At 41.2% G+C, this 21,818-nt stretch carries 16 protein-coding genes and 1 tRNA gene; 11 read left to right on the top strand and 6 right to left on the bottom strand.

Annotated features, from left to right (window positions below; translation table 11 throughout):
- Positions 1 to 49 precede the first annotated feature (49 nt).
- From GD631_RS08895 to GD631_RS08885, 3 genes are read left to right on the top strand one after another with little or no spacing between them, the layout of a single operon-like run.
- Positions 50 to 736, top strand: a complete 687-nt coding sequence (locus tag GD631_RS08895) for a hypothetical protein (protein WP_004324780.1) — start codon at positions 50 to 52, stop codon at positions 734 to 736.
- A complete protein-coding gene (locus GD631_RS08890; protein WP_143259109.1) occupies positions 736 to 1,506 on the top strand; it encodes a DUF3822 family protein in 771 nt (256 codons plus the stop codon). Before GD631_RS08895 ends, GD631_RS08890 begins: the two co-directional genes overlap by 1 nt.
- On the top strand, positions 1,497 to 2,030 hold the full coding sequence (locus tag GD631_RS08885) for an RsmD family RNA methyltransferase (RefSeq protein WP_143259108.1): 534 nt from the start codon (positions 1,497 to 1,499) through the stop codon (positions 2,028 to 2,030). The genes GD631_RS08890 and GD631_RS08885 overlap by 10 nt, the downstream gene beginning before the upstream one ends.
- Positions 2,031 to 2,054: 24 nt before the next feature.
- Here the strand turns inward: GD631_RS08885 and cls are convergent, their stop codons facing one another.
- The 3 genes from cls to GD631_RS08870 all read right to left on the bottom strand — a co-directional run bounded on the left by cls (position 2,055) and on the right by GD631_RS08870 (position 7,038).
- The gene (gene cls / locus GD631_RS08880) at positions 2,055 to 3,494 is read right to left on the bottom strand and encodes a cardiolipin synthase (RefSeq protein ID WP_143259107.1); all 1,440 of its coding nucleotides are present in this window, start codon (positions 3,492 to 3,494) and stop codon (positions 2,055 to 2,057) included.
- A 131-nt stretch (positions 3,495 to 3,625) separates the two neighbouring features.
- The gene (locus GD631_RS08875; protein WP_143259106.1) at positions 3,626 to 6,550 is read right to left on the bottom strand and encodes a TonB-dependent receptor; all 2,925 of its coding nucleotides are present in this window, start codon (positions 6,548 to 6,550) and stop codon (positions 3,626 to 3,628) included.
- A gap of 83 nt (positions 6,551 to 6,633) precedes the next feature.
- On the bottom strand, positions 6,634 to 7,038 hold the full coding sequence (locus GD631_RS08870) for a hypothetical protein (RefSeq protein ID WP_143259105.1): 405 nt from the start codon (positions 7,036 to 7,038) through the stop codon (positions 6,634 to 6,636).
- Positions 7,039 to 7,117: 79 nt separating this feature from the next.
- On the opposite strand from GD631_RS08870, the gene aroB reads away from it, so the two are divergent.
- Positions 7,118 to 8,179: a 3-dehydroquinate synthase gene (aroB, locus tag GD631_RS08865; RefSeq protein ID WP_143259104.1), complete on the top strand. Its 1,062-nt coding sequence runs from the start codon at positions 7,118 to 7,120 to the stop codon at positions 8,177 to 8,179.
- Positions 8,180 to 8,294: 115 nt separating this feature from the next.
- Here the strand turns inward: aroB and GD631_RS08860 are convergent, their stop codons facing one another.
- The gene (locus tag GD631_RS08860) at positions 8,295 to 9,161 is read right to left on the bottom strand and encodes a helix-turn-helix domain-containing protein (RefSeq protein ID WP_185911608.1); all 867 of its coding nucleotides are present in this window, start codon (positions 9,159 to 9,161) and stop codon (positions 8,295 to 8,297) included.
- A gap of 463 nt (positions 9,162 to 9,624) precedes the next feature.
- Between GD631_RS08860 and GD631_RS08855 the strand changes: the two genes are divergently transcribed.
- From GD631_RS08855 to GD631_RS08845, 3 genes are all read left to right on the top strand, one after another.
- A tRNA-Pro gene (locus tag GD631_RS08855) sits at positions 9,625 to 9,699 on the top strand.
- Between the two features lie 57 nt (positions 9,700 to 9,756).
- The gene (locus GD631_RS08850) at positions 9,757 to 10,977 is read left to right on the top strand and encodes an S-adenosylmethionine:tRNA ribosyltransferase-isomerase (RefSeq protein ID WP_143259103.1); all 1,221 of its coding nucleotides are present in this window, start codon (positions 9,757 to 9,759) and stop codon (positions 10,975 to 10,977) included.
- 45 nt (positions 10,978 to 11,022) lie between these two features.
- The gene (locus GD631_RS08845; RefSeq protein ID WP_143259102.1) at positions 11,023 to 11,541 is read left to right on the top strand and encodes an NUDIX hydrolase; all 519 of its coding nucleotides are present in this window, start codon (positions 11,023 to 11,025) and stop codon (positions 11,539 to 11,541) included.
- Here the strand turns inward: GD631_RS08845 and GD631_RS08840 are convergent.
- Entirely contained in the window at positions 11,519 to 12,061 is a 543-nt protein-coding gene (locus tag GD631_RS08840) for a glutathione peroxidase (protein WP_049701850.1), read from the bottom strand. The genes GD631_RS08845 and GD631_RS08840 overlap by 23 nt on opposite strands.
- A gap of 210 nt (positions 12,062 to 12,271) precedes the next feature.
- Between GD631_RS08840 and GD631_RS08835 the strand changes: the two genes are divergently transcribed.
- The 4 genes from GD631_RS08835 to GD631_RS08820 all read left to right on the top strand — a co-directional run bounded on the left by GD631_RS08835 (position 12,272) and on the right by GD631_RS08820 (position 19,491).
- The gene (locus GD631_RS08835) at positions 12,272 to 16,597 is read left to right on the top strand and encodes a CusA/CzcA family heavy metal efflux RND transporter (protein ID WP_143259101.1); all 4,326 of its coding nucleotides are present in this window, start codon (positions 12,272 to 12,274) and stop codon (positions 16,595 to 16,597) included.
- 62 nt (positions 16,598 to 16,659) lie between these two features.
- The gene (locus tag GD631_RS08830; protein ID WP_143259100.1) at positions 16,660 to 17,553 is read left to right on the top strand and encodes an efflux RND transporter periplasmic adaptor subunit; all 894 of its coding nucleotides are present in this window, start codon (positions 16,660 to 16,662) and stop codon (positions 17,551 to 17,553) included.
- Between the two features lie 70 nt (positions 17,554 to 17,623).
- Positions 17,624 to 18,691 (top strand): sensor histidine kinase, encoded by a 1,068-nt coding sequence (locus tag GD631_RS08825; protein WP_143259099.1) that lies wholly within the window; start codon positions 17,624 to 17,626, stop codon positions 18,689 to 18,691.
- A gap of 5 nt (positions 18,692 to 18,696) precedes the next feature.
- Positions 18,697 to 19,491, top strand: coding sequence for a LytR/AlgR family response regulator transcription factor (locus tag GD631_RS08820; protein ID WP_143259098.1), 795 nt, complete (start codon positions 18,697 to 18,699; stop codon positions 19,489 to 19,491).
- A 318-nt stretch (positions 19,492 to 19,809) separates the two neighbouring features.
- On the opposite strand, the gene GD631_RS08815 is transcribed toward GD631_RS08820, so the two are convergent.
- Positions 19,810 to 21,756 (bottom strand): glycoside hydrolase family 97 protein, encoded by a 1,947-nt coding sequence (locus GD631_RS08815; RefSeq protein ID WP_143259097.1) that lies wholly within the window; start codon positions 21,754 to 21,756, stop codon positions 19,810 to 19,812.
- Between the last annotated feature and the right edge of the window lie 62 nt (positions 21,757 to 21,818).

Raw genomic sequence — 21,818 nt, 5'->3', positions numbered from 1 at the left:
TTATTCTATTTTTGCGATGCGAATATAACAACTAAAAACATAATTTATCATGAAAACAGTATTTAATATTGTATTGGTGCTTTGTGCTGCTGCACTGATTTACATCTGTTACACCAGCATTATGGGTCCTATCAATTTTGAAAACGCAAAAAAAGAAAGAGAAAAAGCAGTCATTGCCCGTTTGATCGACATCCGTAAGGCACAGCAGGAATACCGTTCGCTGCACCGCGGAATGTATGCACCCCAATTAGACACACTGATTGATTTCGTTAAAAATCAAAAATTGCCGTTCGTTATGAAGATGGGAATGTTAACTGACAAGCAATTGGAAGACGGACTGACTGAAAAGAAAGCCATGGCTATCATCGAAAAAGCAAAGAAAACCGGCAGATACGATGAAGTTAAGAAATGGGGACTTGAAAACTTCAAACGTGACACTATGTGGGTAGCTGTATTGGATACTATCTATCCAAAAGGATTCAATGCCGACTCTATGAAATATATTCCTCACGGAAATGGTGCTCAATTTGAGATGAATGTGAAAAATGACACTGCCAAGTCTGGTGCTCCAGTATATTTGTTCGAAGTGAAAGCTCCATACGAAACTTATTTGAGCGGACTTGACAAACAAGAAATCATCAACCTAAAAGACCTGGATTCTAAACTAGGCAAATATAGCGGCTTGATGGTAGGTTCTATCGATACTCCAAACAATGGTGCTGGTAACTGGGAATAATGATTGATTTTACTAAATCAAAACAATATACTTTATCCATCCGTCTTAGTACGGATGGATTTTCTTTTTCTATCTATAACCCGATTCATGACGATTCGCTTTCAATAATAGAGAAAGAGATAGACACATCTCTATCCCTTACAGCCAATCTAAAGGCGGTCTTTCACGAATCGGACTTCCTAAATCATCCTTACAAACGGGTAAATATAATGATGGCAAGCAAGCGTTTTACAATTGCGCCATTAGACCTATTTGAGGAGGGACAGGCAGAACTTCTGTTTTATCATAATCATCAGAAAAGAGAAAACGAAACGGTGCTCTATAATATTCTAAGAAAGAATAATGTAGCTGTCATCTTCGGCATAGACAAAAGCGCACAGACCTTTTTGAATGAACAATATCCCGAAGCTCGTTTCTATTCTCAATCTACTCCATTCATCGATTATTTTTCTGTAAAAAGCAGATTGGGAAATAGTAAGAAGATGTATGCTTCTGTACGCAAAGACGGCATTGACATCTATTGCTTTGAACGAGGGCATCTGCTTCTGGCCAATTCCTTCGAATGTACTCATGCAGAAGACCGTATTTACTATTTATTGTACGCCTGGAAACAACTGGAGTTTAATCAGGAACGGGATGAGTTACACCTAACCGGAATACTTCCGGAGAAAGATGTTTTAATGAGTGAACTGAAAAAGTTTATCTTACAGGTATTCATTATGAATCCTGCAACTAATATTGACATGCAAGCCTTATTAACATGCGAGTAATCAGCGGTATTTACAAACGAAGAAGATTTGACGTGCCTCGAACATTTAAAGCACGCCCTACGACAGATTTCGCCAAAGAGAATCTGTTTAATGTACTCAATAACTATATCGATTTTGAAGAAGGAGTAACAGCTCTTGATCTGTTTGCCGGGACAGGAAGCATCAGTATCGAACTGGTATCCCGTGGATGCGACCGTGTTATCAGCATTGAGAAAGATCCTGCACATCACTCGTTCATCTGCAAAATCATGAAAGAGGTGCAAACTGACAAGTGTCTGCCGATACGCGGAGATGTATTCAAGTTTATCAAGAATGGGCGCGAACAGTTCGACTTCATTTTTGCCGATCCTCCCTACGCTTTAAAAGAGTTGGAAACAATACCCGAATTAATCTTTCAGAACAATCTTCTCAAAGAAGGAGGATTATTGGTGCTGGAACACGGAAAAGACAATAGTTTCGAAGAGAATCCACATTTCCTTGAGAGAAGGGTGTATGGAAGTGTAAACTTCTCACTATTCAGATAAGATCCAAATACAATTTCATCCTTATTAAAGTAGCGGAGCCAGTAAACGCACGATAGACTCCGCAGCTTTTTGTCGCCACGAACGTCTGACCCAATTCTTCAAAAAGATCTGTGTACTTTCGCGCTGGTCCTGAAGAAATATTTCTTTCATTTCAAGGGCAGTTTCTACGTCATACATAAAAGCATTCACCTCAAAGTTATGCTCAAAGCTACGAAAGTCAACATTAGTAGACCCTACAGTGGAAAGCATATCATCTGAAACCATCAGCTTAGAATGTAGAAAACCTTTCTTATAAAAATAGACTTTAACACCGGCCTGCATCACATCTGCCAAATAAGAACGCGATCCAAGATGAGTTATCCAGTTATCAGCACGCTCCGGCAACATCAAGCGTACATCCACTCCAGACAATGCTGCTGTTTGCATAGCTGCTAATATTTGTTCTGTAGGCAAAAAATAAGGTGTTTGCATATAGAAATAATTCTTTGCACTAGTAATGGCAACAGTCAATCCCTGCATGATTTCTTTCCATGGCCCAATAGGCTCACTCGTAACAATTTGCGCTAAAGAACTTCCACAGGAGTCAATTTTCGGAAAATAACGGGAAGCGGTTATCAACGTGCGATCTACAAAATACCAATCAAGCAGAAAAGCCGTTTGTAAACCATGCACGGCCTTGCCTTCCAACATGATATGCGTATCGCGCCAAATGCCCCAGGAAAAGCCACGCATATAACGTTCTGCCAGGTTCATTCCCCCAACGAAGCCCACGCGCCCGTCAATAACGACAATCTTTCTATGGTTACGGTAATTCACCCTACTGGTAAATAAAGGAAAACGTACTTTCAAAAAGCTTCTGACTTCGATACCGGCATTGCGCATTTCTTCAAAAAAACGATTAGGTACATGCCAACAACCTACATCATCATAGATAACCCGTACTTCAACTCCGTGAGAAGCCTTTTCTATCAGCACATCCCTGACCATACGCCCGATAGCATCATCTTCAAAGATGTAATATTCCATATGAATATGCTGCTTCGCTTTTTGCAGTTCACGCAACAATGATTGAAGTTTGGTATATCCTTCGGTATAAACTGCCACACGATTCCCCTCAAATGGAAACGCTTGATTCGTTTGCCGGAAAAGCTGAATAAGACGGGAGTATTCATAGGGAACATCCGAACAATCCTGCGCCAGATATTCAGCCATTGGTTTCTTCAATAAGCGGTCGTAGCTTTTTTGCCCAATGATACGTTCGCGACGCTGACTCCGCCCAAAGAAAAAATAAAAGACAAGTCCGACAATAGGAAGGAAAAGTAATATGAGTATCCATGCCATGGTTTTAACCGGATTCCGGTTGTCAAGAATGATAATGACAATCGTACCGATAATGGCTCCAAAATAAAAAATATCAAAAGCCACTGTTGCTATCTGGCTAAGCATATAGTTCCAATCAATCATAGGAATCTCCTTTCATACGGATACTGAACAACAAATATAGAGTAAATTCTCGGATTAACAAAGAAGTCCCGGCGACAACATTGAATCGTTGTGCCGGGACTTCCTGTTTTATTTGAACCTATTACTCTGCTTTAGTGTGGTCTGCCGCCTCCAAAGCTTCCACCACGCGGGCCACGGGGACCACCACCATCAAAACCGCCATGACGCATATTGCCACGAGCTTCTTTATTTCCAAAAACATTCAGACGATAAGAGAAACGAAGCATACAATAGCTATTAATTCCGTTATATTCAGAAACAGAACGCATATCAGCTGTTAACGAACGGCTGATATTAGATTGCTGTCGCAGAATATCATATACTTCAAAACTAATGGTTGCGGCATTGCCTTTCAGGAAGTTTTGAGCAATCTGTGCATTCCAAATAAGTTCATTCTTATTCATACTGGCATCACGATAACCACGACGCGCGTTATTAGTGATATTGGTAGACAACGTCATGCTCCAAGGCAAAGATATATTAGTACTTGCACCATAACCGAACGTATAAGGTTCCTGATTGTTTTCCGGACGTAATTCGTTTCGCTCAAAGTTATAGTTGATTGAACCATTCAAAGTAAATTCAAACCAGTCGTTACGGAAAGTTCCATTCAAATTCTCTCCGAAAGTCAGTGTCGTACTAGTGTTCTTATCATTTATTTTAGTATCGTCATTGAAAAGATAAGAAACCGCATTGGTATAGTTAACACGGGAGAAAGAATTTATGGTAAACCGCTTATCTCTCAATGCTGTATTGAATCCAAACATTCCCATCGCATTCCAGTTTCCGTTGATATTCTCCGGTTTAACAGTCACTCCACCAGTACTCTGATTATAAGTAGTGGCATTAGTAATGCTATTTTGAGTCATATTCAAGTTTGCATGAGCCATCATACCACGCTGTTTATCTGCATTATAAGTATTATAAAACAAACGCATAGAATGAGAGAAAGAAGGTTTCAGTCCCGGATTACCCTTACGGATATTCAACGGATTAGAGTCATCAGTTACATCAAGCAAATTTTCCATACTCGGCTGGCTTGCACGTCCCCGATAGGTAAAGCGCAACTGGCTGACTTTAGAAAATCTGTAACGAAAGTCAACATTAGGAGCAAAATTGAACACATTTCTTTTTACTACAGTATCTACTTCGGCTTTCTTATAATCCAATCTGGTGTTCTGCGGTTGCAAAGATACTCCAAAGTTCAATCTATATTTCTCGCGGATAATATTTAGTCCTGCATTAATATCATGGTTATAATATTTATATTGAGCATACTTACTCAAATCTCTATCTTTATTCTCTTCATATCCCACAGGCAGACCATCACCAAAATTCCAAAACCAATCCTGTCCTTTATCTGCATCAGGAATCAAGCTGTATGTGCTTCTGTCACTTTCACTATATTTATATTGAAATTTATAGCGGAACTGTAAGAAGGTAGCTCTCGCAATCGGTTCGCTATAAGTCAGTTCGGCAGTATAATCATAACTCTTGGTTGGAGAAGTAGTATATTGTTTACGCTCATCATCTTCTTTTTTTGCATTATCATCAAAATAACGCGTCAATGATTCACTAAACTGTTCGCTATCATTATCTCCATAACTAAATGTACCACGGAAAGTGATGTTTCGTCCCTGATTATTCAATCTACGATTCACTTGCAAAGAAGCATTTGCAGAGAGATCCTGCCCTTCAGATTTTGATTCACTATTGCTGGCGTTGACACGAATAGCTTCTAAAGGGTCATCCGTACTTCCCCAGAAAATCTTATTCAAAAACTCATTAGGATTAGACACCAAATTAAATGGATCTCCATTAAAAGTACCCGATTCGGAAATAGAATAACTGTTAGACTTTCCATAAGAAACGTTCGGACGGAAAATGATATTTGTCAATGTGTCCGGTTTCCACTCCAACCGAAAGTCTGCATTAAAGCTAGTATTCTTATTGCGGCCTTTACTGTTCGAATTTGAATAAGAATTTCCATTTTGCAGGAAACGTTCTGAGTAGTTTGTAGATGTTGCATCCCGGTCACTGAAATTATAACGGGCACTACCTCCCAGTTCCAATTTTTCAGTCTGGGTAGCAAAGTTAGCCCCTAACATCTTGGTAGCAGTCAAACCATTACTATTCCGGAAACGAGGTCCACCACCGCCACCAGAGAATCCCTGATCGTTCACATTATTGGCCGAACCGATTAAAGAGAATTGGCTGTTATCAACAAAACGATTCAACATTAAGTTGCTTCCGTAACGATCTTCTGTACCACCAGCAACACTTGCGTTACCAAACCAGCCTTGATTCATACCTTTCTTCACTTTCAGGTCAAGAACAGTTTCTTCTTCTCCGTCATCTATTCCGGTAACACGTGCCAAATCCGATTTTTTATCGTATGTTTTCAGTTTGTCGATCATGTTGACCGGTAAGTTCTTCAATCCGGTCTTCACATCACCGCCAAAGAACTCTTTACCATCCACCATAATCTTCTTTACTTCTTTACCATTGATTTTAACGTTACCGTCATCGTCAATTTCTGCTCCCGGAAGTTTCTTCACCAACTCTTCTAGCATCGCCCCTTCGGGGGTACGATAAGCTGCTGAGTTATATTCCAGTGTATCCTCTTTTACAACTACCTGCGGAGCCTCGGCAGTAATCACTGCTTCCTTCAGCATGACAGCATCCGGATCCAACGCAATAGTTCCCAGCTTTTTATCAGTAACGTTAGCAGATAATTGTACCGGTACGAGTTTGGTACGAAACCCGATATAGGAAACTTTCAACACATATTTCCCGGCCTTTACTTTGGGAAGAGTAAACCATCCCTGGTTACTACTGGCTATACCAGCGGCATAAGCGCTATCAGGTAACGATAGCAATTGAACTGTAGCCTGCGCTGCAGGCTCTTTTGTGTCGGCTTCCACCACACGTCCCGAAACGGTAATTACCTTATTCTGTGCAAAAATTGAGAAGGTGCATAGCAACATCAGCACCACCCCAGCTGAAAATCTTTTCATTTACCTTATTTACGATTATATTAGTAGCAATAACAATGTCTTTTTGACAAATCGAATCGCAAAAGGTTTAATTGAAAAGAAAATTATCTTTTAAAGAATCGATCAACAAGCGCTTTTTTCAGACCAAACTCCAGACAAAGCACATTAAAAACCAAAAAGGTCAGAAAAGAAGAAGTATCGACATTTATCACATCGCCTTGCATAACACGCCACAACATGCCACCAAAGACGAACAAAAATGTTAAAAAGATGGCATTACGAACAGCCGAATTACGAATTTGCTCCGTTTCACGGCTTTCATTCTTGCTTAATGCAAAGATTATTAACAAGCATCCTGCCATCATCAACAACTTTGTACATTCTTTATAAAACAGCAAATTATTATCAGTTACGACTCCCTGCATCACCAAAATAAAAGGGATGAACAGAGCTACCAACAAGACAACATATCCTAAAGGACGACAATATACAGGTAATAATGCTTTCATGATTGAACGTTTTAATGAGACAAAAGTAAGTAAAAAAAATATTTTATATACATTTGCAGAGTAAAAAAGCAAAAGAATCATGAGTAAACAAGAAGTTATTCTCTGCGAAAGCTTGGAAACGAGCCTCGGTCGTGCCATTGAACGATGTCCGCATGACAAATTATTCGTCCTTACAGACGAGCATACCCAGCGTCTTTGTCTCCCCTCTCTAAAGGAATCGGGTCTACTGAAAGATGCTGTAGAAATCTGTATCGGAGCTGAAGATGTGCATAAAACTCTGGAAACACTCGCTTCCGTCTGGATGGCATTAAGCACTCAAGGGGCTACCCGTCACTCTTTACTTATCAATCTTGGAGGAGGGATGGTGACAGATCTCGGAGGTTTTGCTGCAGCTACATTCAAACGGGGCATTTCCTATATCAATATACCAACTACCCTGCTCGCTATGGTGGATGCATCAGTGGGGGGTAAAACAGGAATCAACTTCAACGGACTGAAAAACGAAATCGGTGCTTTCGCTCCGGCAAACAGTGTATTGATTGAAACTGAATTCCTGCGCACATTAGATACACACAATTTTTTCTCCGGATATGCTGAAATGCTGAAGCATGGTTTGATTAGTAATACGGCACATTGGGCAGAATTGCTCAATTTCGATTCCTCTAATATTGATTATGCAGCTCTCAAACAATTGGTAGGTCAATCGGTACAAGTGAAAGAAGATATTGTAGAACAGGATCCCTTCGAACATGGAATCCGCAAAGCATTAAACCTGGGACACACCGTAGGACATGCATTCGAAAGTATGGCACTGGCTGAAAACCGCCCTGTATTACATGGATATGCAGTAGCTTGGGGAATTGTGTGCGAACTGTATCTTTCTCATCTCAAAGTAGGTTTCCCGAAAGAGAAAATGCGGCAAACGGTCCAGTTTATCAAGGATAATTATGGCGTGTTTACTTTCGACTGCAAGAAATATGACCAACTGTATGCATTTATGACGCATGATAAAAAGAATACTTCAGGTACTATCAATTTCACCTTACTGAAAGATATTGGAGACATTTGCATTAATCAGACTGCCGATAAGGACACTATCTTCGAAATGCTCGACTTCTATCGCGAATGTATGGGAATTTAATCCATCTTACATCAGATATACCGCATAATAAAAGGGAATGAAGTCTACTTCATTCCCTTTCTCTTCCCAATCCCTATAGATATTATTGCCTACTGTGAGGCAATTGTCCGCACTATTATTCTAAGTTACTCATTCGATATTGTGAAAGCGACATTCCTGTATGCTTTCTAAAAAAACGTCCAAGCGACGATTGATTCGCAAAGTTCGTTTTAATCGCTATTTCTTGAATATTCAAACTTGTATTTTTCAACAAAGCCTTGATTTCTAATATGATGTATTCAACAATCCAGTCTTTGGCAGACTTCCCGCTTGTCTCCTTAATTACCATAGTCAGGTATTTGGAAGTAATACACAGTTTATCCGCATAAAAAGCCACATCCTTATTCTCCTTAAAATGCTTCATGATAAGCCCAAAGAATTTATTGGCTAACTCTTCTTTACGGGTATCCCTACGGGCAGTCATCAAAGTAGATTCCTTTTGATAAGCATTGAACAGTTCCAGATACAGATACCTCAACAAGTGAATAATCAGCTCCCGCCTATATATATCTTGAGAAGTAACTTTATCTTTTATCATACCCAGATAATTATACATCCGGGGAACGTCACGTTCCGACTGCGGATACCAGTAATGACTCCGCATATAGAAAAAGAAATGCGGAGAAAATCTGGGTACACCACTTAACGCATCACTAAACAGTGAAGCAGATATCACCATCGTAACGGTCAAGAAATCTTCACTTGGCTCACTAAATGAGACAAATTGTCCAGGTAATAATATGATCAATTCCTCCGGTTGTATCCAGTGTACATCTTCATGCACTGTAATTTTGGCCCTTCCACCTAAACAATATATAATCAAAGCTGATTGATTATTAGAAGGATAAGAAGTCAAAGGAAGATACTTCAGATTTTGATAAAATTTAAAATCGTCACCCAGGACGTATATCTCTAATGTCTCTCTATTTTTAATGTCTAACATTTAACACCTTTCTAAACTAAGTCTTTTTACAAATGTATAACTTCCTAGTTTACCACACACCAATAATGGAAATTTAGTATCATACTAAAGAAATCAAACACCTTTTATTTGCATTAATTTGTAAACAAACTCTCTGATTGTTAGTTCATTTGTCATTTTCCTATTTAGTTTTATTATAGACTGACCTGCTTTTTATAATGTTTTTAGGACAGAAACAAGGATTAATGCTTTCAAATGAAAAATAAGCAAATTGTTTTCTAATTCAAGCAAAATTTAAAAGATGTACTTTTATATCATATAAAAGGCAACCAGAAGAACTACTAACTCATTGAGAAAAAAATTGCATAGTCCCAAGAAAGACTAATAATCAGAACAATAGCTATAAATCGGCACAATTCATACTAGAAAAATCAACGGATTATTTGCTATTTAAAAATTAATCCGTACTTTTGCATCCGCAATTCGGGGTGTAGCTCAGCCCGGTTAGAGTACGCGTCTGGGGGGCGTGTGGTCGCTGGTTCGAATCCAGTCACCCCGACTGGTTAAAGAGGTTAGAAACCGAATGGGTTCTAACCTCTTTTTATTTTAAAAGACAATGAAAGAAGATCCTAGACATATCCATATCAGTGAATACAGTTATCCTCTTCCGGATGAACGTATTGCAAAATTCCCGTTGCCTATCCGCGACCAGTCCAAACTTTTAATATATCGTCGTGGAGAAGTTAGTGAAGATATCTTCACTTCTTTGCCGGAATATCTGCCACAAGGCAGTCTGATGATATTCAATAATACGAAAGTCATTCAGGCACGCCTCCATTTTCGAAAAGAGACTGGAGCACTGATCGAAGTGTTTTGTCTTGAACCGATTCAGCCAAATGATTATGTCTTGAATTTCCAACAGACAAACCATGCTGCCTGGCTTTGCATGATCGGTAATCTGAAGAAATGGAAAGACGGACAGTTGAAACGCGAAATGACCGTCAAAGGATTCCCTATTACTCTAACCGCTACCCGAGGAGAATGTAAAGGCACCAGCCATTGGGTAGATTTCACATGGGATAATCCGGAAGTGACGTTTGCCGATATCCTTGAAGTATTCGGAGAACTTCCTATTCCTCCTTACTTAAACCGGAATACGGAAGAAAGTGACAAGGAGACTTATCAGACTGTTTATTCTAAGATAAAAGGTTCGGTAGCTGCGCCCACGGCGGGATTACATTTTACTCCACGAGTATTGGATGCACTTCAAGAGAAGGGGATCGATCTTGAAGAATTAACTTTACATGTAGGAGCAGGCACATTCAAACCTGTAAAAAGTGAAGAAATCGAAGATCACGAGATGCACACGGAATATATATCGGTCAACCGGAGTACCATCAAAAAACTGATTGACCATGACGGTTGTGCTATTGCAGTAGGAACTACTTCTGTACGGACTCTGGAAAGCCTGTATCACATTGGAGTTACATTGGCTGAAAATCCGTATGCTACGGAAGAAGAACTACGCGTCAAACAATGGCAGCCTTATGAAAAGTACGACCAGATTCCTTCCGTTGTTGCGCTTCAAAAGATATTAGGATATCTCGACAGAAATGGTTTGGAAACCCTTCACACCAGTACACAGATTATCATAGCACCGGGATACAATTATAAAATTGTGAAAGCAATGGTTACTAATTTCCATCAACCGCAAAGTACCTTGCTGCTTTTGGTTTCAGCTTTTGTAAAGGGGAATTGGCGCACAATTTATGATTATGCACTGGCGCATGATTTCCGGTTCCTAAGTTATGGAGATTCTTCTTTATTAATACCATAAGACATTTGCCTCTCCGCAAGATTTCACCAAATATAAAAAAGCACTATGCCAAGCGATAATAACCAGGAAATGTTCCCCATCGTAGACGAACAGGGAAATATCACCGGAGCCGCCACTCGTGGAGAATGCCACAGCGGTAGCAAACTGCTTCATCCGGTAGTTCACCTTCACGTATTCAATACACAAGGAGACATCTATTTACAGAAACGCCCTGAATGGAAAGACATTCAACCGGGGAAATGGGATACGGCCGTAGGCGGACATATTGATTTGGGCGAAAGCGTAGAAATCGCTCTAAAGAGAGAAGTCAATGAAGAATTAGGCATCACAGACTTCACTCCCGAGCTTCTCACCAGTTATGTTTTTGAATCCAGCCGTGAAAAAGAGCTTGTTTTTGTCCACAAAACCGTTTATGAGGAAGAAATCCATCCCAGCGACGAACTGGACGGAGGACGATTTTGGAGCATCGAAGAAATAAAAGAAAATCTGGGTAAAGGAATCTTCACTCCCAACTTCGAAGAAGAGCTGAAAAAAGTCTCTCTTATTCCTTCTCTATCCAAGTAATAATCTTTTCAGAGAACGGACTTTCTTTCGGAGACACAACTCCCGCCCAATTTCCGTTCTCATCAATCATAAACTTCTGAAAGTTCCACTGAACCGGTGCGTTTTCTTTCCCATTCTGTTTTTTCTCCGTCAACCATTGGTAAAGAGGAGCCATATCTTTTCCTTTAACGGAAATCTTTGCCATCATCGGAAAAGTAACATCGTAGTTCAAAGAACAGAACTTAGCTATTTCCTCATTACTACCCGGCTCTTGTCCCATAAAGTTATTCGCCGGAAAACCGATAACAACAAAGTCTTTTTCTTTATATTTCTCATATAGTTTCTCCAGTTGAGCATACTGGGGCGTCAGCCCACACTTAGATGCCACGTTGACTACCAGCACTTTCTTACCTTTCAGCGAAGAAAGAGGAAAGTCCTTACCATCAATTGTTTTCACTGTAAAATCATAAAAAGACTTGTTTTGCGCTTCCGAAGAAATTGCAAACAACAAGCTTACCATCATCAAGACGAATGTTTTCATGCCGAATATACATTTAGTTTGTTTTTATATTAAACGAGTAAACTGAAAGAAATGTTTGTTCAGCAATGAAACAAGAGCTATGATTTTACATCTTTCAATTCGCTAATCCGTCACTTCACCCCACAATCTTTCCGCTTCATTTATTCTTAGTGATAACGGATGAAGATAGGCCGTAATTTTGTACTGTGAAATAATAATACAACGAAAGTCATGTTTACAGCTATTGTACGTTTTTCAATCAAGAAGAAGCTATTTGTAGGACTCACTACTCTCTTCCTGTTTATCGGAGGTATCTATGCGATGCTGACACTACCTATTGATGCCGTGCCCGACATTACCAATAATCAGGTACAAATAGTGACAGTATCCCCTACACTCGCGCCACAAGAGGTGGAACAACTCATCACTATGCCTATCGAAATAGCGATGAGCAATATTATGAATGTCGAAGATATCCGTTCCGTCAGTCGCTTCGGGCTATCGGTCGTAACGGTCGTTTTTAAAGAAAGTGTCCCCACACTTGATGCACGGCAGTTGATAAATGAACAAATACAAAGCGTAACAAGCGAAATTCCCTCCGAACTCGGAACACCGGAGATGATGCCCATCACCACCGGTCTGGGAGAGATTTACCAGTATATATTGAAAGTAGCTCCCGGATATGAGAAGAAATATGACGCAATGGAACTCCGCACCATTCAAGACTGGATGGTGAAACGTCAATTGTCCGGTATACCCGGTATAGTAGAAATCAATAGTTTCGGCGGTTACCTGAAACAATATGAAGTAGCCGTTGACCCGGACGCCCTGTTTTCTTTGAATATCACTATCGGCGAAGTGTTCGAAGCACTTAGCAGTAACAATCAAAATACCGGCGGAAGCTACATTGAGAAAATAAAGAATGCCTACTATATCCGGTCGGAAGGTATGATTACCCGCATCAAGGATATTGAACAGATTGTAGTGACCAACCGGAATGGAATTCCGGTACATATCAGTGATGTAGGAGTTGTCCGCTTCGGCTCTCCAAAGCGTTTCGGTGCCATGACAAAGGATGGTGAGGGTGAGTGTGTCGGCGGAATTGCCATGATGCTGAAAGGTGCCAACGCAAATGTAGTGACTCAAGAACTCGAAAAACGGGTAGAAAAAATACAGCAGCTATTACCCGAAGGAGTCAGTATAGAACCTTACTTGAACCGTTCGGAACTGGTAAACCGGAACATTTCTACGGTTGTTAACAACCTGATTGAAGGAGCGGTTATCGTCTTCCTTGTACTCATCCTATTCCTCGGCAACCTTCGTGCCGGGCTGATTGTCGCATCCGTCATCCCGCTGGCAATGCTCTTCGCTTTTATCATGATGCGTATATTCAATGTCACCGCCAATCTGATGAGTCTCGGTGCCATTGACTTTGGTATTGTAGTAGATGGTTCTATCGTTATATTGGAAGGTATTCTCGCCCACATTTACGGAAAACAATTCCGAGGCCACACACTGACCCGCAAAGAGATGGACAAAGAAGTAGAAAAAGGAGCTTCCGGCGTAGCACGTTCGGCAACCTTCGCTGTGTTGATTATCCTTATTGTCTTCTTCCCCATCCTTACATTGAACGGAATTGAAGGGAAATACTTCACTCCCATGGCTAAAACACTTGTGTTCTGCATTATTGGAGCTTTAATACTCTCACTGACTTATGTCCCTATGATGGCATCCCTCTTCCTGAAGCATACCATTGTCGTGAAACCTACCCTTGCCGACCGCTTCTTCGAGAAATTGAACAAGATATACCAGCACACCCTGCGCACCTGTCTTCGTTACAAATGGCGTACCGTCATCGTAGCCTTCTCCGCACTGATCGGTTCACTTTTTCTCTTTACCCGCCTGGGAGCAGAGTTCATTCCCACTTTGGACGAAGGAGATTTTGCCATGCAAATGACACTGCCCGCAGGAAGTTCGCTGACCGAAAGCATCGAAGTATCCCGCTTGGCAGAGAAAGCATTAATGGATAAATTCCCTGAAATCAAACACGTCGTTGCCAAAATAGGAACGGCAGAAGTCCCCACTGACCCGATGGCGGTGGAAGATGCCGATGTGATGATTATCATGAAACCATTCAAAGAATGGACAAGTGCCGGAAGCCGTGCAGAAATGGTGGATAAAATGAAAGACGCACTTGCTCCGCTCTCCGAACGTGCCGAATTCAACTTCTCGCAACCGATACAGCTTCGTTTCAACGAGCTGATGACGGGAGCAAAAGCTGATATTGCCATCAAATTATATGGAGAAGACACGCACGAATTATATGAAAGAGCCAAAGAAGCAGCCACCTTTGTAGAAAAAGTGCCGGGAGCAGCGGATGTCATCGTTGAGCAAACGATGGGATTACCCCAATTGGTAGTGAAATACAACCGTGGGAAAATAGCCCGTTACGGCATCAATATAGAAGAGCTCAACACCATTATCCGAACCGCTTATGCCGGGGAGTCAACGGGTGTAATCTTTGAAAACGAGCGGAGATTCGATCTCGTGGTCCGGCTTGACCAGGAGAAAGTGGCCGACTTGAATCTTGATAAGTTGTTTGTACGCACTTCGGAAGGAATTCAAATCCCTGTTGGAGAGGTAGCAAGCATCGACCTTGTCAGTGGACCACTGCAAATCAACCGGGACGCAACCAAACGGCGCATCGTTATCGGTGTCAATGTGCGTGACGCAGACATTCAGCAGGTTGTCGCCAATATTCAAGAGACACTGAACAAGAACATCAAACTGAAACCGGGATATTACTTCGAATACGGCGGCCAGTTCGAAAACTTGCAAAATGCCATCAATACCTTAATGGTGGTCATCCCCGTGGCATTAATGCTCATTCTGCTGATTCTGTTCTTCGCATTCAAGAATATCACCTATACCCTGATGGTATTCTCAACCGTCCCCCTATCGCTCATCGGTGGTATCGCCGCACTTTGGCTACGCGGACTTCCGTTTAGCATATCGGCCGGAGTAGGATTCATCGCTTTGTTCGGGGTGGCAGTATTGAATGGTATCCTTATGGTAAATCACTTCAACGAACTTCGTAAACAAAATACCTATTCCATGACTACAAACCAGATTATCAAAAAAGGGACTCCACACTTGCTCCGTCCTGTATTCCTGACAGGACTGGTCGCATCTTTGGGATTCGTCCCGATGGCAATAGCCACTTCAGCCGGCGCAGAAGTACAACGTCCGTTGGCAACAGTGGTCATCGGCGGCTTGATTATTTCTACCGTACTGACTTTACTCATTATTCCGGTGTTTTACAAAATTGTAAATTCATTTGCTACCTGGAGACGTCCGGGAGTCAAACTGCGCTGGCCTTTCGGGGGATTGTACCTCCTGTTCTTGTTTCTTCCCGCGTTCGTTTCCGCTCAACAAACACAAATAGTCAGTCTCGAACAGGCGATAGAAATAGCCAAACAAAATCATCCTCGCCTGAAAATAGCCAATAATGCTATTCAACAGGCCAAAGCCACTCGCGGAGAAGTGATAGAAGCAACTCCTACCTCGTTCAGCTATTCCTGGGGTCAACTTAATGGAGAAAACAAAAAAGACAAGGAACTGGCTTTCGAGCAAAGCCTAGGCTCCCTTCTAACACCATTCTACAAGAATGCGTTAGTCAACCGCCAGGTAAAAACGAACACATATTATCGGCAGATGGTAGAGAAAGAAATCACAGCAGAAGTGAAAAGGGCGTGGGCCTACTATCAATATGCCACTAATCTCTGTTCAATGTATCGGGATCAGGATAAAATGGCAGAAGAGTTGCAGCGCATCGGAGAATTACGATACCAACAAGGAGAGATTACCTTGCTCGAAAAAAATATGATGACCACCATAGCTGCCGATCTGCATAACCGCTGGTTCCAATCAAAAGAAGAAGAGAAAATGGCATTGGCACGTTTCCAATGGAGCTGCTACTCCAATGATCCCATTGTCCCCGTGGATTCCACTTTATCCTTATTCTATACCGGCATTTCGGATGGAAGCCTGTCGGGAGCCCATACTGCCTACTTTCAAAGCCAGGCAGATGAAGCGAAAGCAATGCTCCATGTAGAGCAGAGCCATTTCTTTCCTGAAATCAGTGTGGGGTATACACGTCAGGACATTCTCCCACTTAAGAATCTGAATGCTTGGATGATTGGGGTTTCTTTTCCCATCTACTTCCTGCCACAAAAGAGCAAAGTGAAGCAGGCACGGCTAACTGCCACTTCAGCGCAAATACAGGCAGATGCCAACATCCGGGAGTTAAGAAATAAGACACTCGAACTGGAAGCATCCCTCCGCAGATATAACGAGAGTTTACGATATTATACCTCTTCTGCCTTGAAAGAAGCGGATGAACTGACAAAAGCAGCCAACCTGCAATTACAGCAAAGCGAAACAGGCATTGCCGAATATATACAGTCGATAACTACCGCCAGAGAGATCCGCAGAGGCTATATTGAAACAGTCTACCAATACAACATTGCGGCTCTAGAATATGAACTATTCAAGTAGGTGGAAAATCGAGACATTGAATGACATACATCACCCAGAATAATTATTATAAAACATAAGATATGAAAAAGATAGTTTATCCCATCCTTTTACTAGTTCTAACGGCTTGCAAAGGAAACCAGCAAACTACAAATAACGAATCCGCCGCAATTCCCGTTGCCGAAACGATAGCAGATAGCACCGCACAACCCGAAGTGGATGCTATCACTTCAGCTACCTCAAAGCCTAATCAGGTTTCATTCAACGGACGAATCGTTCTTCCTCCTCAACGTCAGGCAACCATTGCTTTAACCATGGGAGGCATTGTAAAAAAAGCTTCTCTGCTTCCAGGACAATGGGTGGCTACAAACAGTGTAATTGCCACGTTAGAGAATCCGGAGTTCATCACCCTGCAACAAACTTATCTGGACAGTCACGCACAGACCGAATATCTCTTAGCTGAATACGAACGGCAAAAAAATCTTTCTGCCGAACAAGCAGCTTCCCAAAAGAAATTCCAGCAAAGTAAAGCGGACTTTCTCTCTATGAAGAGTCGCCAAGACGCCGCTGCTGCACAACTTTCTCTTTTAGGCGTTCAAACGGAGGCATTACTTAAGAACGGAATACAACCGCTACTGGAAGTCAAAGCCCCCATTAGTGGTTATGCCGCTAATGTAGCGATGAACATCGGCAAATATATCAATCCGGGAGAAGCTCTTTGCGAACTTATCGATAAAAGCAGCCCGATGCTTTGCCTGACTACTTACGAGAAAGATCTCGCAGACATACAAGTCGGCAGCCCGGTACAGTTTCGTGTAAACGGAATGGGGACACAAACCTTTCATGGCATCGTGATTTCCATCGGACAAAAAGTAGACGAAACCAATCGTTCGCTCGAGGTATATGCTTCCATCAAGGAAGAAAATATACAATTCCGCCCCGGTATGTATGTCACGGCACACATTCAGAAACAATAATTGACCAACTGTGCCAACAGCATTCACTTTTTATAACCGGTAACTCGTAATTTACCACTATCTTTGTTGTATGATAACCAAAGCAATAAAAAAAGATAAATATATACTTTCCACAGTCATCATCTCCTTAGCGGTTGCTGTACTGATTCATTTTCCTGAATCAGTATCTCTTTTCGACCGTTTCGAAAGTCATTCCTTGTTCCCGGGGATGAAGTTTATAGATGTGGCAAATGAAATACTGTTTACCTTTCTGTCACTATTGTTACTTTTTGCCATCAATACCCGTTTATTTCATTTCAATCAGGCTTCCATTAAAATTACAGGGACAAAGGTTTTGCTTTCCTTTATCGTGACATGGATATTGAGTAACTTGTCAGGACAGGTATTTGTTTTTCTTCACAGAACTTTTGATATTCCAGCCATCGATGCTATGGTACATCATTATTTGCATCCATTGCGGGATTTCATTGTTGCATGTCTCGTCACCAGCAGTTGTTGCATCATTCATCTTATATTCAAGCAGCAACTGGTACTTATTGAAAACGAACAGCTTCAGGCAGAAAATCTCCGCAACCAGTATGAAGTACTGAAGAATCAGCTGAACCCACACATGCTGTTCAATTCGCTGAATACGCTGCGTTCACTGGTACGCGAAAATCAGGATAAGGCCCAGGATTACATCCAGGAACTCTCTCGGGTACTAAGATATACCTTGCAAAGTAATGAATCACAATGTGTCACTCTCCGGGAAGAAATGGAATTTGTTTCCGCTTATATATTTCTATTAAAGATGCGTTTCGAGAACAATCTGCAATTTAACATGAGGATAAACAATGCTTACGAAAAATTTCTTCTTCCTCCAATGGCGGTGCAAGTGTTGATTGAGAATGCAGTAAAGCACAACGAAATCAGCGACCGGAAACCGTTGACCATTCATATTGCGACGGACGATAACGGCAACTTATCTATCAGCAACGACATCCAGCCCAAATGGACTGCAACTCCCGGAACCGGTATCGGACTTGCCAACCTTGCCAAGCGATACAGGCTTTTGTTTAAACGGGATATACAAATAACGGAGGACAGAGAGTTTACTGTTTGCATTCCTTTGATTGAAAAATCACAACTAGAACAATAATCACCATGAAGATTGTCATTATAGAAGACGAAAAAGCAGCAGTACGAAACCTGACTTCACTGCTTAATGAGATAAAACCGAATGGAGAAATCGTGACCATACTGGATAGTATCAGTTCCACTATCGAATGGTTCAGTTCCCATCCGATACCGGAACTGGTATTCATGGATATTCACCTGGCAGATGGTTCCGCCTTCGAGATATTCAATCATATCAATATTACTTGTCCGATTATCTTCACGACTGCCTATGATGAATATGCGTTACGTGCATTTAAAGTAAACAGCATCGACTACTTATTAAAACCCATCGGTAAGGAAGACATAGAACATGCTTTCGATAAGCTACAAGGTTTACAAGATACTGTTGATAAACACCAGTTTCCTTTTCCACAACAGGAGAATGAGCTACTGAAACTTATACATTCACTCCAAAAGCAGGAGAACTATAAAAGTCATTTCCTTATTCCTACAAAAGGAGACAAACTATTGCCTGTTTCTGTAGATATGATACAATTGTTCTATATTAAGGACTGTCAAGTCAAGGTAGTCTTAACTGATGAAACCGAATACTGTTTTTCTCAAACATTAGATGAACTTACGGAGTGTCTCAATCCTTCTCTTTTCTTTCGGGCTAACCGCCAATATCTTATTTCGCGAGAAGCTATCAAAGATATTGACTTATGGTTCAACAGCCGACTATCCATCAATTTGTATTATTCAGGAATCAAAGAAAAAATACTTGTCAGTAAAGCCCGAGTAGCAGAGTTTAAAGAGTGGTTCTCTAAGAGAAAACGTTGATCTCGAGGCATTGCCTTCTTAAAACAAATAGTAGAACAAAGTGTTTCACACCGAGAAACAAACAGTTTCAACCTTTGGAACAAACAGTTTCACGCCTTGAAACCAAAAGTATCCCCTGTTGAAACTTCTATTTACATACAAGCTTATATTTATATGCAGGCATGTTCATTTCAAACGGTGATAGATGAATGATTAGGTGATAGGTGGAAAACAATCTATCACCACCCTGAAAGCTCGATGAACAATGCGTTTCAGAAGGATGGTGATAGATTGAAAGAGGATTCCATTTTTACGTATGGAAAGTTAGAATATGTGCCATCATTCAATGACAGCTGCAAAGCCGCCATTTCTAACCATCTTTATAGTTAGCTGCTCCCCGGCTTTCACTTGGGCTGACTTGCAACGATAATCCATCGCCTGACGTCCTGCGTTGATACCATCCTCAAAAGATGTCATTTGATAAGAGCGGTCCTTATTCAGAAAATCTAACTTTATGGTAAACTCACGTTCCTTTTCACCATTGTTAGTCATTCCTCCTATAAACCACTTATCGCCTTTCCGTTTTGCTACAATAACATATTCACCCGCTTTAGCTTCCAGTGCCACAGTCTCGTCCCACGTTACGGGAACTTGTGTGATGAAACGGGTACAATCTTCATTACGATAATAAAGAGTAGGATTATCCGCCAACATCTGCAGACCACTTTCAAAAACCACAAAGAGTGCCAACTGATAAGCACGTGTTCCGATACTTGCAGCATTGGGACGTTCCGACCGATACACATTAGGCTGCATACTAATCATCGCTCCGGGAGTATAATCCATCGGGCCGACAGCATTACGCATAAATGGTAAATACAGACTATTATCCGGATAACAACCGCCCATTTGTTCCATGCCACGCACTCCCTCATAAGACAGTACATTCGGATATTTATATTCCAGTCCGGCAGGTTTGAAAGAACCATGAAAATCGACAAACAAATGATGTTTGGCTGCTTCCCGGGCTACCCGTTCGTAATAGTTGACCATCCACTGATCGCTTCTGTCCATAAAATCAATCTTAAGTCCTTTTACTCCCCATTCATTGAAAGTCTTGAAGAGATCAAAATTGTTTTCTACAGTCAACCATGTCAACCAAAGTACAATCCCTACATTTTTTTCTTTGCCATAACGAATCAACTCGTGCAAGTCTACTTTCGGATTAGGCGTATAAGGATCACGCGTACTTTTAGCCCAGCCTTCATCCATAATAATATATGGAATACCAAATTTAGAAGCAAAATCAATGTAATACTTATAAGTATCCAAGTTATAACCGGAAACAAAATTCACATCCGGTCCGTAAGGAGAAGCGTCATTCCACCATTCCCAGCTCACCTGTCCCGGTTTAATCCATGAAACATCCTGGAGCTGATTCTTTTCAGCCAGTTTATAAGTCATTGTGTTCTCAAGCAACTGCTTATCATTTTTACTTATTACAAAGTAACGCCAAGGATAATTTCTCGTACCTTTTGTTTTAGCAATGTAATCAGCTTCTTGAGTAATCTTCACACTACGATCACTGTTTTCGGCAAACGCAAGCGGAGCTTTAGGAAAAACAGAAATCGCTCCGTTTGTGCCCGTTCCTTTGAGAAACATACATGGATAATCAGCCAGATCCGACTCGCTGATTAATATTTTATAGTCTTTGTGTGTGTCAATCAATACCGGCAAAACAGCTATCCGTTCTTCAGGCTTCCACGCTTTACTTTGAACATGTGTGTAAGGTTCCTCATAAGCTGTATGGAAGCCTCCCGGTTGTTGCAAGTGAAGAAGATAATCCGACGGGAAGTTGATAGCAAACTCTTCGCCCATTACTTCAACATCACCTTTTTGTGAGGTAATAAACCGGTAAGCAACTCCATCGTCAAAAGCACGGAATTCTACCGAATAGTTTTTGAAGGTCAGTAGCAATTGATTATAACGATTATTGACTTTCGAATATTTCAAAGGCACCACAGGAGTTAATTGCTCGTCGACACTCGTACGTTTCTGACGGTGCAGTTTGGGGTTTTCTCCCAACACCTGATTCCTCAATGTCAACTGAAGGGTATTGTCTTTCAACAATACATCTCCGTTATAATCTATACTATAATAGATTTTATCCGAGAGATTCAAGGACACTTTCAGCTCTCCATTGGGAGAAACCAACTCTAACTTATTCTGTGCACGAAGTAGTGATGCCAAGCACAAACACACAACTAACAGGAAATATCTTCTCATGATTTAGATATTTAATTAATAATCGTTTTACATTGGCAAATGTAATAAAAACATCACTTCGT

It is taken from the genome of Bacteroides luhongzhouii, from assembly GCF_009193295.2.
GTDB classification, from domain to species: Bacteria; Bacteroidota; Bacteroidia; order Bacteroidales; family Bacteroidaceae; genus Bacteroides; species Bacteroides luhongzhouii.
The sequence above is the reverse complement of the archived record's forward strand: the minus strand, read 5'-3'. Positions and strand labels throughout refer to the sequence as shown.

Bases quoted from the DNA above. Each gene is read 5' to 3' on its own strand.
- GD631_RS08850 (WP_143259103.1), top strand. From the start codon at position 9,757: ATGAAAGAAGATCCTAGACATATCCATATCAGTGAATACAGTTATCCT.
- GD631_RS08870 (WP_143259105.1), bottom strand. From the start codon at position 7,038: ATGAAAGCATTATTACCTGTATATTGTCGTCCTTTAGGATATGTTGTC.
- GD631_RS08830 (WP_143259100.1), top strand. From the start codon at position 16,660: ATGAAAAAGATAGTTTATCCCATCCTTTTACTAGTTCTAACGGCTTGC.
- GD631_RS08815 (WP_143259097.1), bottom strand. From the start codon at position 21,756: ATGAGAAGATATTTCCTGTTAGTTGTGTGTTTGTGCTTGGCATCACTA.
- GD631_RS08840 (WP_049701850.1), bottom strand. From the start codon at position 12,061: ATGAAAACATTCGTCTTGATGATGGTAAGCTTGTTGTTTGCAATTTCT.
- GD631_RS08825 (WP_143259099.1), top strand. From the start codon at position 17,624: ATGATAACCAAAGCAATAAAAAAAGATAAATATATACTTTCCACAGTC.
- GD631_RS08820 (WP_143259098.1), top strand. From the start codon at position 18,697: ATGAAGATTGTCATTATAGAAGACGAAAAAGCAGCAGTACGAAACCTG.
- GD631_RS08835 (WP_143259101.1), top strand. From the start codon at position 12,272: ATGTTTACAGCTATTGTACGTTTTTCAATCAAGAAGAAGCTATTTGTA.
- GD631_RS08845 (WP_143259102.1), top strand. From the start codon at position 11,023: ATGCCAAGCGATAATAACCAGGAAATGTTCCCCATCGTAGACGAACAG.
- GD631_RS08895 (WP_004324780.1), top strand. From the start codon at position 50: ATGAAAACAGTATTTAATATTGTATTGGTGCTTTGTGCTGCTGCACTG.
- GD631_RS08860 (WP_185911608.1), bottom strand. From the start codon at position 9,161: ATGTTAGACATTAAAAATAGAGAGACATTAGAGATATACGTCCTGGGT.
- GD631_RS08875 (WP_143259106.1), bottom strand. From the start codon at position 6,550: ATGAAAAGATTTTCAGCTGGGGTGGTGCTGATGTTGCTATGCACCTTC.
- aroB (WP_143259104.1), top strand. From the start codon at position 7,118: ATGAGTAAACAAGAAGTTATTCTCTGCGAAAGCTTGGAAACGAGCCTC.
- GD631_RS08890 (WP_143259109.1), top strand. From the start codon at position 736: ATGATTGATTTTACTAAATCAAAACAATATACTTTATCCATCCGTCTT.
- cls (WP_143259107.1), bottom strand. From the start codon at position 3,494: ATGATTGATTGGAACTATATGCTTAGCCAGATAGCAACAGTGGCTTTT.
- GD631_RS08885 (WP_143259108.1), top strand. From the start codon at position 1,497: ATGCGAGTAATCAGCGGTATTTACAAACGAAGAAGATTTGACGTGCCT.